At 45.0% G+C, this 17085-nt stretch carries 14 protein-coding genes; 11 read left to right on the top strand and 3 right to left on the bottom strand.

The genetic code is table 11. The features are described from left to right. Window positions 1-41 precede the first annotated feature (41 nt). The 8 genes from ACEN82_RS16530 (at window position 42) to ACEN82_RS16495 (ending at window position 11683) form a co-directional block, all read left to right on the top strand. Window positions 42-218 (top strand): hypothetical protein, encoded by a 177-nt coding sequence (locus ACEN82_RS16530; protein WP_413322252.1) that lies wholly within the window; start codon window positions 42-44, stop codon window positions 216-218. Then, a complete protein-coding gene (locus ACEN82_RS16525; RefSeq protein ID WP_413322251.1) occupies window positions 215-3304 on the top strand; it encodes a SusC/RagA family TonB-linked outer membrane protein in 3090 nt (1029 codons plus the stop codon). The genes ACEN82_RS16530 and ACEN82_RS16525 overlap by 4 nt, the downstream gene beginning before the upstream one ends. A 25-nt stretch (window positions 3305-3329) precedes the next feature. Continuing rightward, window positions 3330-4886, top strand: coding sequence for a RagB/SusD family nutrient uptake outer membrane protein (locus ACEN82_RS16520; protein ID WP_413322250.1), 1557 nt, complete (start codon window positions 3330-3332; stop codon window positions 4884-4886). Between the two features lie 172 nt (window positions 4887-5058). Beyond that, window positions 5059-5535 (top strand): DUF6841 family protein, encoded by a 477-nt coding sequence (locus ACEN82_RS16515; RefSeq protein ID WP_413322249.1) that lies wholly within the window; start codon window positions 5059-5061, stop codon window positions 5533-5535. A gap of 11 nt (window positions 5536-5546) precedes the next feature. After that, a complete protein-coding gene (locus ACEN82_RS16510) occupies window positions 5547-7382 on the top strand; it encodes an arylsulfatase (RefSeq protein WP_413322248.1) in 1836 nt (611 codons plus the stop codon). 93 nt (window positions 7383-7475) lie between these two features. Continuing rightward, entirely contained in the window at window positions 7476-9356 is a 1881-nt protein-coding gene (locus ACEN82_RS16505; RefSeq protein ID WP_413322247.1) for an arylsulfatase, read from the top strand. 2 nt (window positions 9357-9358) lie between these two features. Then, window positions 9359-10090, top strand: a complete 732-nt coding sequence (locus ACEN82_RS16500) for a thioredoxin domain-containing protein (RefSeq protein ID WP_413322246.1) — start codon at window positions 9359-9361, stop codon at window positions 10088-10090. A 9-nt stretch (window positions 10091-10099) separates the two neighbouring features. Beyond that, a complete protein-coding gene (locus tag ACEN82_RS16495) occupies window positions 10100-11683 on the top strand; it encodes an arylsulfatase (RefSeq protein ID WP_413322245.1) in 1584 nt (527 codons plus the stop codon). A gap of 184 nt (window positions 11684-11867) precedes the next feature. On the opposite strand, the gene ACEN82_RS16490 is transcribed toward ACEN82_RS16495, so the two are convergent. Together ACEN82_RS16490 and ACEN82_RS16485 are read right to left on the bottom strand one after the other, a co-directional pair. Beyond that, the gene (locus ACEN82_RS16490; RefSeq protein WP_495643978.1) at window positions 11868-13388 is read right to left on the bottom strand and encodes an IS1182 family transposase; all 1521 of its coding nucleotides are present in this window, start codon (window positions 13386-13388) and stop codon (window positions 11868-11870) included. 352 nt (window positions 13389-13740) lie between these two features. Next, window positions 13741-14220, bottom strand: a complete 480-nt coding sequence (locus ACEN82_RS16485) for a Dps family protein (RefSeq protein ID WP_413318333.1) — start codon at window positions 14218-14220, stop codon at window positions 13741-13743. 76 nt (window positions 14221-14296) lie between these two features. Between ACEN82_RS16485 and ACEN82_RS16480 the strand changes: the two genes are divergently transcribed. From ACEN82_RS16480 to ACEN82_RS16470, 3 genes are read left to right on the top strand one after another with little or no spacing between them, the layout of a single operon-like run. Continuing rightward, window positions 14297-15082, top strand: coding sequence for a DUF4905 domain-containing protein (locus ACEN82_RS16480; RefSeq protein WP_413318335.1), 786 nt, complete (start codon window positions 14297-14299; stop codon window positions 15080-15082). 21 nt (window positions 15083-15103) lie between these two features. Beyond that, the gene (locus ACEN82_RS16475; protein WP_413318337.1) at window positions 15104-16117 is read left to right on the top strand and encodes a DPBB and LysM peptidoglycan-binding domain-containing protein; all 1014 of its coding nucleotides are present in this window, start codon (window positions 15104-15106) and stop codon (window positions 16115-16117) included. Next, on the top strand, window positions 16110-16742 hold the full coding sequence (locus tag ACEN82_RS16470) for a uridine kinase family protein (RefSeq protein WP_091163301.1): 633 nt from the start codon (window positions 16110-16112) through the stop codon (window positions 16740-16742). Before ACEN82_RS16475 ends, ACEN82_RS16470 begins: the two co-directional genes overlap by 8 nt. On the opposite strand, the gene ACEN82_RS16465 is transcribed toward ACEN82_RS16470, so the two are convergent. Further along, window positions 16739-17077 (bottom strand): superinfection immunity protein, encoded by a 339-nt coding sequence (locus ACEN82_RS16465; protein WP_413318339.1) that lies wholly within the window; start codon window positions 17075-17077, stop codon window positions 16739-16741. The two genes, ACEN82_RS16470 and ACEN82_RS16465, sit on opposite strands and share 4 nt — an antisense overlap. Between the last annotated feature and the right edge of the window lie 8 nt (window positions 17078-17085).

The raw sequence follows: 17085 nt of genomic DNA, 5'->3' as shown, positions 1-17085 counted from the left end.
GTTGAGGCTGTTTCAATGGTGTCATTTTAATATTCAAATCTATGCAAAATATTGCAAATGTAGGGATTGGCTATGCGTTGCCTTTTCCGCTGCACGCAGCTGCTTTTACGCTGCAAATAATTGAGGATGCTTTTCATCCGCAGCAATTATACAGGCCGTTTAATGCGGTTATTGATCAGTCGTCCGGTTTTTCATCTTTTAAAAACCTGTCGACATGAAAAAACTGCTATTAATCCCATTCCTGTTGTTTATTGCTTTTCCGTTGTTAACCATCGCGCAGCAAACCCAGCCTACCATCAATTCGCACCTGATTGGCCGTGTAATTGACAGTACAACCCGCGAACCATTGCCGGGTGCTGTGGTTAAGATTCAGGGTACCACGCACGTGGTGTCAACAGATATTGAAGGCAAATTCAGCTTTATAACCGGCCAGAAATTTCCATACAAACTCATTATCACCTTCACCGGCTACGAAAAGAAAGAGTTTATTGCCGATGGCAGCCCGGTTGAAATTAAACTTAAAGATGCCCAGACACAACTAAACCAGGTGGTTGTAGTGGGTTACGGCTCCCAAAAACGTAAGGATATTACCGGTTCGGTTGCATCCGTGCCCGCGCTTGCTTTAAAACAGCCAGTTCCCTCGCTCGACAGGGCTTTGCAGGGCTCTGTTTCGGGCATCCAGGTTACTCAGGCTACCGGGCAGCCGGGAGCGGGCGTAACTGTACAGGTTCGTGGTGTAAACTCTATCAATGCCGTTGCTGAGCCGCTGTATATCATTGATGGTTTCCCTACTTCAAACAGCAACTCACTTACCGATGCAGGTGTAACCAATGGCCCAAAGATCAATCCGCTGGCATCTATCAATACATCGGACATTGAAAGCATTGAGGTTTTGAAAGATGCTTCGGCCACAGCTATTTACGGTACTCGCGGCGCCAATGGTGTAATTATCATCACCACTAAAAAAGGTAAAGCCGGCGTATCATCTATTAATTATGACGGCAGCTATGGCAAGCAGGAGGTAATTAAAACTTTGTCGTTGCTTAACACCCCTCAATGGGAAGCTTTGCGTAATGATGCTTTGGTAAACACCGGAAAAACCGCCCAAACAGAAGCGCAGCTAAACCCATATAATGCCAATACCGACTGGCAAGGTGCGGCTTTCCGAAAGGGAACTTCGCAAAATCATAGTCTTTCGATATTTTCAGGTACCGAGCGTACAAGACTTGCCTTTTCCGGCAATTACTTTAAACAGGACGGGATCTTGCAAAATACCAACTTTGAGCGTTACGCAGGCAGGGTAAATGTAGAGCACGATTATAACGATAAGTTCAAGATCTCTTCATTCATTACCGGTAGCCGTACCACCGCGCAAATTGCGCCCCAGGGTGTTGTTCCTGCCATTTTGCTAATGACGCCAACCACCCCGGTTTACAATAGCGATGGTTCATTCTTTATCAAAAACGTATTTGAGGGCACCTACGGAAACCCGATCAATACGCTATATAACCAAACCAATACAACTACCACAAGCCGCATTTTAGGCAATATCGCAGGTGATTATAAGATCACCGAAAACCTTACCGCAAGAGTATTGGCTGGTGTGGATATCATCGACAATAAACAAAACCGCTATTTGCCTTCTACCGTTTACGAGGGATCAGGTTATTCGGGGCTTGGCGAGGTGGGTACGCTTAACTCATTTAACTGGCTAAACGAAAATACGCTTACCTACAACAAAAAATTTGGCAAACACTCTTTAAATGTTTTAGCTGGTTTTACCCAACAGCAGTTTAAGGCCGAAGGCGCCATAACCGGTTCATCGGGTTTTGTGAGCGATTATGATACCTTTAATAACCTTGGTTCGGGCAGTGTTACTTCGGTATCGGGCAGTGGTTTTGCAATCGCACCATCATCATCGTCAAATACCTGGGCTTTAAAATCATATCTGGGCAGGATCAATTATGGTTTTAACAGCAAATACCTGTTAACCTTAACCTTGCGTGCCGATGGTTCATCGAAATTTGCGCCTGGCCATCAATGGGCGTCATTCCCTTCTGCTGCTGTAGCATGGAATGCATCCAGTGAAGATTTTCTGAAAAATGTAACAGCCATCAGCCAGTTAAAACTGAGGTTGAGTGCGGGCCAAACCGGTAACAGCGATATCCCGGCTTACCAGTCGTACTCGCAGTTAGGTTACTACCGCTACAATTTTGGTAACTCAACAGTTGCAGGTTTCGCGCCGAATAGTTTATACAATCCCAACCTAACCTGGGAAAAAACCAGCCAGTATGATTTTGGCTTCGACCTGGGCTTGTTTAAAGACAGGGTTACCGTAACCGCCGATGTTTATTATAAGAAAACCACCAACCTGCTGCTTTACCTGCCCTTACCGGCAACAAGCGGTTTAACTATCATTACCAACACAGCTATTACCAATCCGCAGCAGTATGAAAACGTAGGCTCGGTACAGAATAAAGGTTTTGAATTGGGTATTAACTCGCGCAACATTGTTGGCAGTTTTGTATGGAGTACCAACCTGGTATTTGCAGTTAACCGTAATAAAGTGCTGAGCCTTGGCGGTAACGGCGTTAACCAGTTCATCCCAGATTCGTCGCTACCATCCATCATTAAAGTTGGCGAACCTATAGGTTCATTTATCGGTTACAAAACCAATGGCCTTATCCAGGCCGGCGGGCCGGTACTTACCCCGGCGGCTAATACTTCACCGGGCGGTCAAAACTACCAGGATATTAATGGAGATGGTAAAATAACACAAGCTGGTGACAGGGTGATCCTTGGCAATGCGCAACCTAAGTTTACCGGAGGCATTACCAACACATTCGCCTATAAGGGTTTTGATCTGAGTGTGTTTTTACAGGGATCATATGGCAACAAAATCTACAACCAGCAAAGAGGTGTTTTGGAATTAGGAACAGGTTATACCAATGCCACCACAACCTTATTAAACCGCTGGACACCAGCCAACACCAATACTGATGTGCATAGTGCATACCAGGATCCGGCGGCAACTATATCTGATAGGTTTGTTGAAAACGGTTCATACCTGCGCCTTAAAAGCCTTGGCTTTGGTTACACCTTCCCGCAATCGGTACTTTCCAGGTCGCCTATCAAAAAGGTCAGGATCTACCTGAGTGCCCAGAACCTGGCAACCTGGACTAAATACACCGGTTATGATCCTGAAGTGAGCAGCAATGAGCAATCGGCCATTACCTCCGGAGTTGATAATGGTGCTTACCCGAACAATAAATCTGTAATAGTTGGTATAGGGGTAACTCTGTAACGACTAAACCTTGATTTTTTAAGATATGAAGACGAAAAATATTAAATACCTTATTATACTGGTTGCATTTGCTACCGCTTCATGCGCCAAGCTCAATGAAGACCCGCGGTCGTTCATCCCGGCAAGTCAGTTTTATAAAACCCAGGCAGACGCCGTGGCAGCAGTCACAGCTGCTTATTCGTTATTGAACGCCGGGGCAAATAGTGTTCAAACACCTTATAATACCCTTTTTAACACGGGGATGAATTTTATGGGTGATGACGAAGGTCCCGGCCCCGGCGCTACCAATGCCGACGTACGCTCACAGTCTGTATTAGGCCATTCAGCTTCCGGCCTAAGGATCCTGCAGATCTGGCAGCAGCATTATGCGGCTATTAAAAAGGCCAACATCGCTATCGATACTATCCCTGATATCAAATTTGATGCTACGCTAAATAAAAGGCTTGTTGCCGAGGCGAAGTTTTTGAGGGCATTGTATTATTTTAATTTAGTGCGTTTGTATGGCGATGTGCCTCTGGTATTGCACGATCAAACATCAATTAATCTATCTGATCTGCAAATTCCGAGAACAGCTGCGGCTACAGTTTACGCCCAAATAGAAACCGATTTAACTAATGCAGCTGCCGATTTGCCAAATAACTATACCGGTCCGGATGTAGGCAGGGCTACAGCGGGGGCAGCCTACTCCTTACTGGCTAAGGTTTATTTGACCGAACGTAAATGGGATAAGGCTGTGGCGCAGGCCGAAGCTGTAATTAATGGCCCATACGGCTATGACCTGTTTGCCAACTATGCCGATGTGTTTTTGCCTGCAAGTAAAAACGGAAAAGAGCATATTTTTTCGGCACAGTTTAAATCAAACTCACAGGGGCAGGGCAATAACCAGGCGCCGCGATCAATATTGAACGGTATCCCGGGGATGGTGGGCAGCTATGCCGATCAGGTGGTGTTTTATTCGGTGCCCGATGCTACCAAACCCGGTGGTGTGGATAAGTTTTTCAGTATTTATAAGTTGTATCCGGCTAATGACAAGCGTAAACGGGTAAGCTTTGTAACACGCTTTCAAAGCCCTACTACCAACCTTTGGTATGGTAAGCTCAATGATGCTACTATTCCCAACGATTCGATCCCCTTCTTTAATAAATATTACGATCCAAGTGTGGCATCTAACGAAGCGGAGTCAGGCGCTAATGTATCTATCATCCGCTTTTCGGATGTATTGCTGATCCATGCCGAAGCTGAGAATGAATTGAACGGGCCAACAGCCAAAGCATATGCATCCATCAACAGGGTAAGGAAACGTGCCGGGCTGGATGACCTTGCCGGACTTGATCAGGCTTCATTCCGTAACGCGGTTTATTTAGAGCGCAGGTTGGAATTTGTATTTGAATACCAGCGCTGGTTCGATCTGATCCGTGAAAGGGATGCATCGGGTAAAGGCATTCTTGAGGCAAGTCTGCTGAAAGTTGGCAAAACCAATGTAAGCAAGGGTGCGGCTGGCAAATTTTATTTGTTCCCAATACCTCAGCAGGAAATTGACAATAGCAATGGTAAGCTAACGCAAAATCCAGGGTGGCAATAAAACTGATGAACTGAGCGATGCGGGCGATGGCCAACGCGATTCCCCTTTTGAGAGGGGGTGGAGGGGTGTGTTACTCTGTAGGCGACTTATCGCTCATACAACACACCCCTCCCAAGGCTCTGTCCTTCGCGCCCCCTCTCAAGAGGGGAGTAAGAATTTTAAAGCAATACCTATGAAAAAGATAACAATGTTCCTGCTGATCATCGCCGGCCTCACCGGCCGGGTATCGGCACAAAGCCCTGTAATTGAAAGCGGCTTGCATGGCATCGATCCAAGGGTTAGCGCTGCCGTGCTGCAGGTACTTGACGAGTATATGGCCACTTTTAATGTTAAAGACCTGAAAGGATGGGAAGACACCTACCAGTTTCCGCATTACCGGCTGGCCGGCGGTAAAATGTCGGTACTGGAAAAGGCCGGTCTACGCGATTCGGCAAAAGTATTTGGCGAGTTGCAAAAAGCAGGCTGGGACCATAGCCAGTGGGACCACCGTAACATTGTTCAGGCATCAGCAGATAAGGTACATGTAGATACCCGCTTTTCACGCTTCAGGGCAGATGGTAGCCTGATAGGGCATTATGAATCATTATACATATTAACCAAAGAAAACGGCCGCTGGGGCGTAAAGTTTCGCTCCAGCTATGCCGAATAAACTTTTTATCAATGAAAACAAGAAAAATAACATTGTTCCTTTCGCTTGGCTTGCTTGCAGCATTTACAGCCAAAGCACAAAACGGACAAACGCCGGTATTTGGCGGTACGGTGGGCAAAACGCTCGATGAGTCGAAGGAGTGGTGGCCGGAGCCTCATAAAGCGCCCACCGGCGCGCCAAACGTATTGTGGATTATTTTAGATGATGTTGGCTTTGGTGCTACAAGCACCTTTGGCGGCATCATCAAAACTCCCAATTTTGATACGCTTGCCAATAATGGCCTGCGTTATACTAATTTTCATACAGCGGGGATCTGCGCGCCAACGCGATCGGCCTTGTTAACTGGACGTAACCATCATTATGTTCATGAAGGTGGTTTTTCGCATGTAACTTTGTCGGCCGGTTTTCCGGGTTATGATGGGCGGATCCCATCAGATAAAGGGACTATAGCAGAGATCTTGCGCGAGAATGGTTATAACACGTTCGCAGTAGGTAAATATGGCTTAACACCCGACGAGGACGCTACCGATGCCGGCCCGTTTGACCGCTGGCCTACGGGTAAAGGTTTTGATCATTTCTTCGGATTTTTAGGGTCAGCTACAGATCAGTATAAACCCGATTTGGTTGAGGACAATGCCCACGTAACCCCGGATGGTCGCCACCTTACCGATCAGATCACCGATAAGGCCATTTTCTACCTTACACGCCAGCATAAAGTGGCTCCTGATAAGCCATTCTTTTTATATTATGCTCCGGGGGCAACCCATTCGCCGCACCAGGTGGCTACCGAATGGAGCGACTTATATAAAGGCCAGTTTGATAGCGGCTGGGACGATTTTAGGGAGAAAGTTATCGCAAGGCAAAAGCAACTGGGCATTATCCCGGCATATGCCAAACTACCTGAGCGTAACACACGGATCCCGGCCTGGAAATCATTACCTGATGCCGAGAAGAAACTATATGCCCGTTTCATGGAAGTTTATGCCGGATATTTGACCTATACCGATCATGAAGTTGGCAGGCTCATCAATCACCTGAAACAAAGCGGTCAGCTGGATAACACGCTGGTATTTGTGATTATTGGCGATAACGGAGCAAGTAAAGAAGGGACGGTTCACGGTGTTATCAACCCTAAAAAGAACTCAGCCAAATTGGTTGCAGAAGACGCGTACCTAAAAACCAATATTGAAGACATTGACGATATCGGTACACCACAGGCCAGCACTAACTACCCGTTAGGCTGGGCACAGGCGGCCAATACGCCATTTAAATATTGGAAACAGGATGCCAACTCCGAAGGTGGTACCCGTAACCCACTGATAGTTTACTATCCAAAAGGCATTAAAGACAAAGGCACTATCCGCAACCAATACGGGCATGTGATTGATGTATTACCTACTACACTGGAGTATACCGGTATTAAACTGCCCGAATATATCCGCGGCATTAAGCAGGATACCTTGCAAGGCACTTCTTTGGTGTATTCTTTCGATCATCCTGAAGCAAAATCAAAACATGTTTTGCAGCACTATTACATTTTTGGTTCAAGGTCGATTTATAGCGATGGCTGGAAGGCCGAAGCTGCACACCACCCGGATAACGTAGAACTGGGTGACTTTAAAGTTGGACAAAATGTGCCCGATAAGAGCTTTGATGAGGATACCTGGGAGTTATATAACCTGAATGAGGATTTTAACGAGCGGGTTGACCTCGCCAAAAAATATCCCGAAAAACTGAAAGAGTTGAAGGCTGTATTTGAAGCACAAGCTCAAAAAAATAACCTGTATCCGTTTATCGACTGGTATGACGTTTACCACCAGCGCATTCACAAAAACTATAAAAAGTAACTAATAACATGAAAGCTAAAAGCGGAAGGCAGAAAGCCCAAAGCTAATAGCTTGATCGGATTAATTAAAAAACTTATATAACCATTTACAATTATGAAATCCGTTTATCAACGAATTGCCGCCATGGCGGCAATGGCTGTTGTGTTCAGCGCGCCTGTTTTTGCGCAACTGCCGCAGGTAAAGGTAACGCCGGCCAACATAGCCCCAATTGATCCCGCCAATTATAAAGGCGTGGAAGGCAAAACACTTGCCGAATCAAAAGAGTGGTGGAATAAACCACTCAAAGCGCCAAAAGGCGCGCCAAACATCGTTTGGATTTTACTGGATGACGTAGGCTTCGGCGCATCAGGAACCTTTGGTGGTTTAATCAGTACGCCAAATTTTGATACGCTGGCCAACAACGGCTTACGCTATGTTAACTTCCATACGGCAGGTATTTGCGCACCCACACGTTCGTCGCTGCTTACCGGGCGTAACCATCATTATGTGCACATGGGCAATTTCGCTCATGCTTCAACAGCTGCAGGCTTCCCAGGCTATGATGGCCGCATCCCGCCGGATAAAGGCACCATTGCCGAGGCGCTTCGTGCTAATGGCTACAGCACTTTCGCGGTAGGTAAGTGGGGGGTAACGCCTGATGAGGATACCACCGCTGTCGGTCCGTTTGACCGCTGGCCTACCGGTAAAGGTTTTGACCATCACTTCGGTTTCCTGGAATCGGCTACCGACCAGTATAATCCGCCGCATTTGGTGGAGGATAATTTCCACATTAAACCAGATGGCCGTAACCTGAACGAGCAGATCACGGATAAGGCCATAGCTTACATCGATGCCGCTCATAAGGCCGCTCCCGATCAGCCTTTCTTTTTATACTATGCACCGGGAGCTACCCATGCGCCACACCAGGTGAACCATGAATGGAGCGACCTGTATAAAGGTAAGTTTTACGAGGGATGGGATGTTTATCGCCAAAAGGTTTTTGACAATCAGAAAAAGGCCGGCTATATCCCGGTTTATGCTAAACTCCCCGAGCGTAATGAACGGATCCAGGCATGGAACAGCCTGCCTGCAGATCAGAAGAAATTGTACGCCCGGTTCATGGAAGTTTATGCGGGCTATTTAACCTACATCGACCACCAGGTTGGCCGGGTGATCAGCTACCTGAAAGCTTCGGGCCAGTTTGATAATACTTTGGTTTTTGTGATGATAGGGGATAACGGTGCCAGTAAGGAGGGAACTGTACATGGCGTTATCGATCCTAAAAACTCGGCTGCAACCACACCTGAGGCCGATTATATCAAAAAGAATGAAAGCGATTACGAAACCATCGGTACTCCGGAGGCTTCAACCAATTATCCGTTAGGCTGGGCTCAGGCTGCCAATACGCCTTTCAAATACTGGAAATCTGACGCTGACGCTGAAGGTGGTACCCATAACCCGCTGATAGTTTATTATCCAAAACTAATCAACGAAAAAGGCGGCATCCGTACACAATACAGCCATGTATCTGATGTATTCCCGACCACTATTGAAGCTGCCGGTTTAAAACTGCCGGAGTACGTTAAGGGCATTAAGCAGGATACGTTGCAGGGCAAGTCATTTTTTAGCTCGTTTAACAACGCACAGGCAAAAACATTGCATACGCAGCAGTACTATTACATTTTCACTTCCCGCTCTATCTACAAAGATGGCTGGAAGGCCGAAGCTGCACACCGCCCGGATAATGTGGATTTGCTAAACTTTCCGAAAGAGAAAACCATCCCAGAGCGTAATTACGATAAGGATGTTTGGAAGCTTTATAACCTGAACGAAGATTTTAACGAGCGCGTTGATCTCGCCAAAAAATATCCTGAAAAATTAAAGGAGCTGAAAGACCTGTTTGACGCGGAAGCCAAAAAGAACCACATCTATCCATTTATCGATCGGGATGATATCAACAACAAACGGATCCATAAACTCGAAAACAATAATTAATCATGAAAAACCTAAAAATTGCTCTACTGGCCCTGCTGGTAATTTTTACCGGCGAAATAAAAGCCCAATCACCTGCTTTATTATCGCTTGAAGCATTTACGGCCAAACTAAAACAGGCAAAAGAACCGCAGATCTTAGATGCCCGTTCGGCAGAAGAGTTTGCGCAAAATCATATCAAAGGTGCAGTAAATGTTGACGCAAAAGCGGCAGACTATCAGCAAAAATTGGATGGTTTGGATAAAGGAAAACCAACGTTTGTATACTCGATAGCTAATGGCCGTAGCACCGTACTTTCGCGCGAGCTGAGGGCTAAAGGATTTAAGGAGGTAGAGGAATTGCCCGGTGGTTTAGCCAATTGGATAGGTTCGGGTTATCCTATCATTTCTACAACCAAAAAAGGCGTTTCATTATCAAAGGCCCAATTTGATGAGCTGGCGGCTTCATCACAATTAGTGTTGGTTGATTTTGGGTCGAAGTATTGCGGGGCCTGCAAAAAGCTGGTGCCTGTATTGGATTCGCTCAAAGCAAATTCGGCTTTTACGCCTAAAGTGATCAGTATTGAAGTTTACGATAATACCAATCTGGCCAAAGAGCTAAAAGTAAATGTATTGCCAACGCTGGTACTGTATAAAAATGGCAAGGAAGTTTGGAAAAAACAGGGCTTTTCATCAACTGCCCAGGTCATCGCAACAACCGAACTGGCCAAAAACGGATTGGCCGCCAATAATAAATAAAACCGGAACATGATTAAATACATTGGCTACCTACTGGTAGCTATATTTTGCACGGGGCCTGTATTTGGGCAGGCCCCTAAGCAAAAGCCCAATATCGTTGTCATTTTGGCCGACGATATGGGCTTTTCTGATATAGGCTGCTTTGGTTCGGAGATCAGCACACCTAATATTGACAGGCTTGCCCGGGAAGGGCTGAAAATGACCCAGTTTTATAACGCTGGCAGATGTTGCCCATCACGCGCAGCATTGCTTACCGGGTTATATCCGCATCAGGCAGGCGTTGGCGACATGGTGAAATACAAAGGTTCGCCGGCATACCAGGGTTACCTGAATGAGCATAGCGCTACCATTGCTGAGTTGCTGAAAGATGAGGCTGGTTATAATACCATTGTATCCGGTAAATGGCATGTGGGACTGCAAAAATCTGCTTTGGCCTATAACCGCGGGTTTGATCAATCATTTACCATGCTGAACAACGGGAGCAGTTATTTTAACTCGGCACCGCTGTATAATGATGGCAGCAAAATCACCTTTATGCTCAATGATAAAGAGATCTCGCGCAGCGATACTTCAAAATATTTGACACAAGCCATCACTGATTTTGCAATTAAATCATTGGATGAGATCAAAGACCAGCAGAAACCGTTTTTTATGTACGTGGCTTACAACGCCCCGCACTGGCCTATCCAGGCCCTGCCTGAGGATATTGCAAGGCTTAAAGGTCAATACCTTAAAGGCTGGGATGTGTTGCGGAAACAGCGCTATGAAAAACAGCTGGCAACGGGTATCATCAAAAAACAATGGCAGCTATCGGCAAGGGATAAACGTGCCCCTGCATGGGATTCCCTATCTCCCGAAGAAAAAGATAAATGGGATACCCGGATGGCTATTTATGCCGCCATGGTTTACCGCATGGATGCCTGCATAGGTGAGATCATGACCAAATTGAAGCAACTGGGAAAAGACAAAAATACCATCGTCCTTTTTGCATCAGACAATGGCGGCAGTGCTGATGAGGTTAAAAGCCTGGCAACAGTAATACAAAAGAACGGCCCCCCCGGCTCCGTAAATTCGATCGACAGTTATGAGATACCCTGGGCAAACCTGAGCAATACACCATTTAAGTTGTTTAAACGCAACACACATGAAGGTGGTATAGCCACTCCGTTGATTGCCTGGTATCCGGGACATATCAAAGCCGGGACTACCAACAGCAGTACTGGCCACTTGATCGATCTGATGCCTACCTGTTTGGAACTGGCCGGGGTAACTTACCCGGCTCTGTTTAAAAACAGGCGCCTTACAACATTGGCTGGTACCAGTTTGCTTAATGTTTTTAAAGGCAACGCTGCGTCAGGTAATGAAACTTTATTTTGGGAGCATGAAGGTAGCAGGGCCATAAGAAAAGGCCAATGGAAGCTGGTAGCCGAACCGAAGCAACCATGGGAGTTATATGATCTGGAAGCAGACAGATCTGAAACGAAGGACCTGGCTACGAAATATCGCGCAAAGGTTATTAAACTGGAAAAGGAATACCTGGCCTGGGCAAATAAAGTTGGCGTGGTTGACTGGGAAACGATAAAGAAATTGTAACTCAACTGTCAGATTAAACAGTGCCTATCTCACGTTAATTGATATAAGTTTTTTGTTTTACATAATTTTCAAATGATATAGGCATGTTTTCTTTATAATGTCTTTAATAAAGGCTACAAAATGCAAAAAAAAGCCCTTAGCAATACGTGGCCGTTGCGCAACAGGGCTTAAAATGGCTGAATAATTAATTTGCAGAGCAAATGGTTATTCGGCCATTTGCTTTTATCGCCATCCCTAAAGCGTTTAATGAGTGCTCTGTTATTGAGATACAGGCCGAAAAAGTATTAATAAAAGCATCAGAATGGTTCCCGGGTATTTTTCTTATTCTTCTTCTGACCTTTGTTGAAACGCCATTGACAAGTTTTTTAAGGTTATAGGCAACGGCGGCCATGATCATACATTTATTGGCCAATTCGAGCCCTTTTGTGTTTACCTGTTTCATGCCTGTAAAATTGATCAGGGTGCCCAGTACCGGTTCTACCGTACTTTGTCTTACTTTCCTGGCCTTGCTCCCTTGTCGGGTTTGCATGCGTTCATGCATTTCTATATAAAGGTCTTTAGCTACGGAATCCTTAAACACTTTAAAGCCTTGCAGATTAGCGCAGGTGCTTTTAAGCGGACAGTCCCTGCAATCTTTAACACTGGTACGATATATCTTATGGGTATTATCGTTCTCTGCTTTTTTGAAGTTGTGAAAAGTAAGGTATTTGCCTTCAGGACAAACATACCGGTCTTGCTCCCCGTCATAACTGAAGCCCTGCCGGCTTTCCCTGCTTTGACATCCTGACCTGTTAGGTATGAAGCCTTTAATATGATTATCAGCTAAAAACAGAAGCGCCGCTTCACCGCTATAACCTGTATCGGCAAGCACATCTTCTATTTCCATGCCATTATCTTTAAGGTTTCCGGCGACATGGGTAAGGATATCAGGCAGACATGGTGCATCTCCTCTATCTGCATGAAAGGCCTGGATGTGTGTAATAACGTGGTTTTGTGTATCTACGCTTACATGAGCCGAATAGTTCAGCCGCGTTGTTTTTCCGGGTTTCACCGATAACCGGGCATCAGGGTCTGATGGGCTGTAACGCTTGCTGTTCGCTTTCTTATCAACTTTAGCGTTCTTTCTCGGCTTAGGCTTGGTGTTTTCATCCGGTATGTCCCCAGCCGGGGCTTCATCATTATGATCGTCCAATTGCTTGCCATAAGTTGATGCATCATTCATGATCTCGCGTTCGACCAAACTTGACATAGCTGCATTGGCTTTGACAAATGCGCTATCGATAGCCTGTCTTTTACCTGCTACCAAACCTGCATCAATACACTTTTTCAGAACCTGTTTAAACACAGCTGTAAACTCATCTTCTCCATAAAGCTGGCGTGTGCGGCTTAATGTCGAATGCCAGGGAAGTTCTTCATCCAGATCATATCCTATAAAATAGAGGATATCCATGCGCATACGTGAGGTAGCAATAATGCGCCTATCGCTATTCAGGTTCTCTAAATAACCAACAAGCATTAGTTTGAAAAACACAACCGGGTCAATGCTCTTTTGACCCTCTGTACCATAATATTTGGCCGTTGTATCATAAACAAAGTGGAGATCAAGTATGTCTTTCAAACGCCTGTAGAAGTTATCAGCCGGAACATAGTCTGAAAGCTGAAACCTGATGAAGAGCTTTTCCTGATAATCTTTTTTGCCTTGCATGTCCTTAATATACAAAATAAATCTCTGACTACCAAATAGTTAATCAAAGAAAAAGACCCGATCAAAACTTTATTCGATCGAGTCTTTTCTCAGTTGCGCAACGGCCACAATACGCCAAGGGCCTCCAAAACAAGTTTTCCTACAAGGGCTCGAACCTCAATCTTCAGAGCCAGAATCTGACGTGCTACCATTACACCATAGGAAAATAAACAGAACATCTGCCACTTAAAGTGATGGCATTTTGTTTCGTGCAAATATACGAAATATGCAAACCGGTGTAAACCCCGTTTTAAAAAAAGCCACATCCGGATTGTCCCTGATATGGCTTTTTTACAGTAGGATTATGTGCGGGTTAGTCCTCGTTCACGAATGAACGCAGCATCCAGGTGTTTTTTTCGTTGAATTGCATGAAGCGGTTGATCATGTCGTTAGTGCCATCGTCTCTGGCATCGGCGGTGATGGTCAATATCTCGCGTTCCATTTTTATCAGCGCAGCCAAATCGTCAATAATAGTTTTCACCATCAGGGTGTCCTTTAAGCCGATGGTCTGGATCTCTTTGATGCTTGATGTTTCAATATAATCTTTAAACGTGCTGATAGGAGGTTTGCCAAGGCTCAGGATCCTTTCGGCAAGCTCATCAATAGTAACCAGCGCGGCGGTGTACAGCTCTTCAAATTTCAGGTGCAGTGTAAAAAAGCTTGTGCCTTTAACGTTCCAGTGGCAGCCGCGCAGTTTTTGGTAGTGGATATGGTAATTAGCCAACAGATCGTTCAGGTGGTCAACTACCGGTTTTACTTTAACTTCTTCGAGGCTTATTTCTTTAGCATTCATAAATAAAAAGTGATGTTTTAAGTGTAACATGCCTTTGCGGGGCAATGTTTGGCAAAGGTAAACAGTTTTAATTTTAATGAGCATATTTGCATTCTCTATGACTTCGCTTTTACCCTTCATCAGTAAAACTTACCAGTCCCCGGTTTGGCGTATGGAAATTGACGAAAGCAGCCAAACGCTGTTCCTCGAGATCAGGGACCATGCCGATAAGCAGGTTAGTTTTTCGGCCCTGAACCTGCAAAACGGTGAGGTTTATTTTGAAGGCTTAACTACCCCCGAGCGCTGGCTTACCGGTATTGAAGCTGCTTATGGTGGCGTATTACTACTCCATAATTACCAATCGGCCACAGGGCCGGTACATAAGGGCTTGACAGCTATTGAAGCTACAACAGGCAAGGCATTATGGAGCAATTTTACTTTGGCTTTTGATCATCTGTCGGTAAATGGCCCTGTAGTTTACAATGCCCAGCTACAACCAAAGAAATTATTTTTACTTGATGTTAAAACCGGCAATGTGCTAAGAGGATATGAGCCGGTGCCAGATCAACCGCTGAATAATCAGGTCATTAACCCTGAACTGTTGCCCTCAGCGGAAGTAAATAGTTTATATTTACCGCTCAGCGTATATGCAAATGCGGTTCATTATATCAGCTACAATAGATTCAGAATTGTATCTTTGCACACGCTTTTGCAGGAGCATCTTGAACAGCACTTGTTTGTATTTAACGAGGAGGGTACCCTTTTGTATCACGATTTGTTACATAACGCTATACAAAAAATGCAGCCCGAGGCGTTTGTACTACATAATAATCAGCTCATCTATTTAAAAAACAGATCGGGCTTAATAGTGTTGAACTTGTAAATTACTGTATTATAATTTATTATGAAATTTAAGATTTTATTATTGGTCGCTCCCTTACTCACACTCTCCATATCGCTTTTTGCAAACCCTGTTGTTGATTCAATTGGTGTTGAAAACCTGAACGGCAAAAAAGTGATCGTTCACAAGCTTGATCCCAAAGATAATTACTACTCTATAGGCCGTCGCTACAACGTCAGCCCTAAAGCTATTATACAGTTTAATAATAACGCCCCGCTTAAAATTGGCGGCATTGTTAAAGTACCTACCGAATTACCTTTTGCAGGTGAAGCTGCTGCACAGCCTGCCGTAACTGCGCCTGCAAAACAGGTAGCAACTACTCCTGCGCCTGTACAACAAAAGCCGGTTACCCAGGCCCCTGTTCAGCAAAACAAACCACAGGTACAAGCTCCGGTTAGCTCACCTGCGCCTGTAGCCCAAGCTACAGTAAATAAAACACAGCAAGCAGCTACAGATACCGTTAAAAAAGTAAGCATGCTTAACGTGCAGCAATACAAAGTATCGGCGGGCGAAACCTTGTTTTCTATCGCCAAGCGTTTCAATACTTCTGTTGAGGATATCAAAGCACTTAATAAATTAAGCTCTGATTCATTAGCTCCTAACCAGGTTATTAATGTGCGCAGCGGTTTACCTCCCGAAGAGGTTAAACAGCCTGTAATGCAGCGCGATTCAACCTCGGTGGCTGCACAGCAGGACACCACCGGCGATCATGGCAAAGCTAACCGTTTTGGCCTGTACGAGAAAGTTGAAAAAGGTGTAGCTACCTGGATGGATGACGCCGGTTTAGATCCTAAAAAGGAATTGGTACTGCACCGTACAGCACCAATAGGCACCATCATTAAAATTACCAACCCTATGAACAATCATACCACCTTTGCAAAGGTTGTTGGCCGTTTTACCGATAACGAAACAAACAAAAATGTTTTGATCATCATGACCAAGAACACTGCCGATGCTTTAGGTGCTTTAGATAAACGTTTCCAGGTAAATATCAGCTACGGCAGCCCGAATGAATAAACCTTATATTATTGGAATTGCCGGCGGAAGCGGCTCAGGCAAAACCTTTTTTTTAAAATGCTTTTTAGAACATTTTACTGCCGACGAGGTGAGCCTCGTATCGCAGGATGATTATTACATCCCGGTAGCACATAACATGACCAAGGAGGAGAACAAAGAATATAACTTTGATCTTCCTTCAACTATTGATCATGAACATTTTCAGCAGGATATCAGCAAGCTTTTAAATAAGGAAGCTATCCTGAAACAAGAATACACTTTCAATAACCCCGATGCTATCCCCAAAATGATAGAGATCAAGCCTGCACCTATTTTGATAGTGGAGGGCTTGTTTATCCTGCATTTTAAAGATATATCGGAGCTGCTTGATTTGAAAGTGTTTATTGATGCTGATGAAGACATCGCCCTGCAGCGCCGCCTTAAACGCGACCTGATAGAACGCGGCTATTCGCACGATGACGTGATGTACAAATGGATCAACCACGTGGTGCCGGCCTACAAAGAATACCTGCTGCCCTACAAAGATGAATGCGACCGTGTGATCACCAATAACACCCACGTTGCTGAGGACATTATGGTGATAACGGAAGAGATTTCGGCTGATTTGAGGGGACGTTTATTTTAAGACAGATCGCCTAAAATCTCTTTCAGTGCTTTGTCGTAATCGGCTTTGGTAATAACCCCGGCATCAAATTGTTTGTATAGTTCATGCAGCTTCAGCGCTTTTTCGGTGGTATAACCCGGATAACCCGATTTATAATAATCTAAAGGCGCTTTTTCCTTTTCAAACGACCAGATAAGCGCCCAAATCCAGCCGATAATAGTCCAGCCCAGAAACAGGTTTAACAGAAAGATTAATTTAAAGTCGGCTTTTTCGCGGGCAATTATAGCGGGTATAAAATACAGCAGTGCGCCAATTGTCATGCCCATCATTCCAGCAATGCCAAAGATGAAATTCATGTTTTAAA

It is taken from the genome of Mucilaginibacter sp. Mucisp73 (assembly GCF_059491465.1).
The sequence above is the reverse complement of the archived record's forward strand: the minus strand, read 5'-3'. Positions and strand labels throughout refer to the sequence as shown.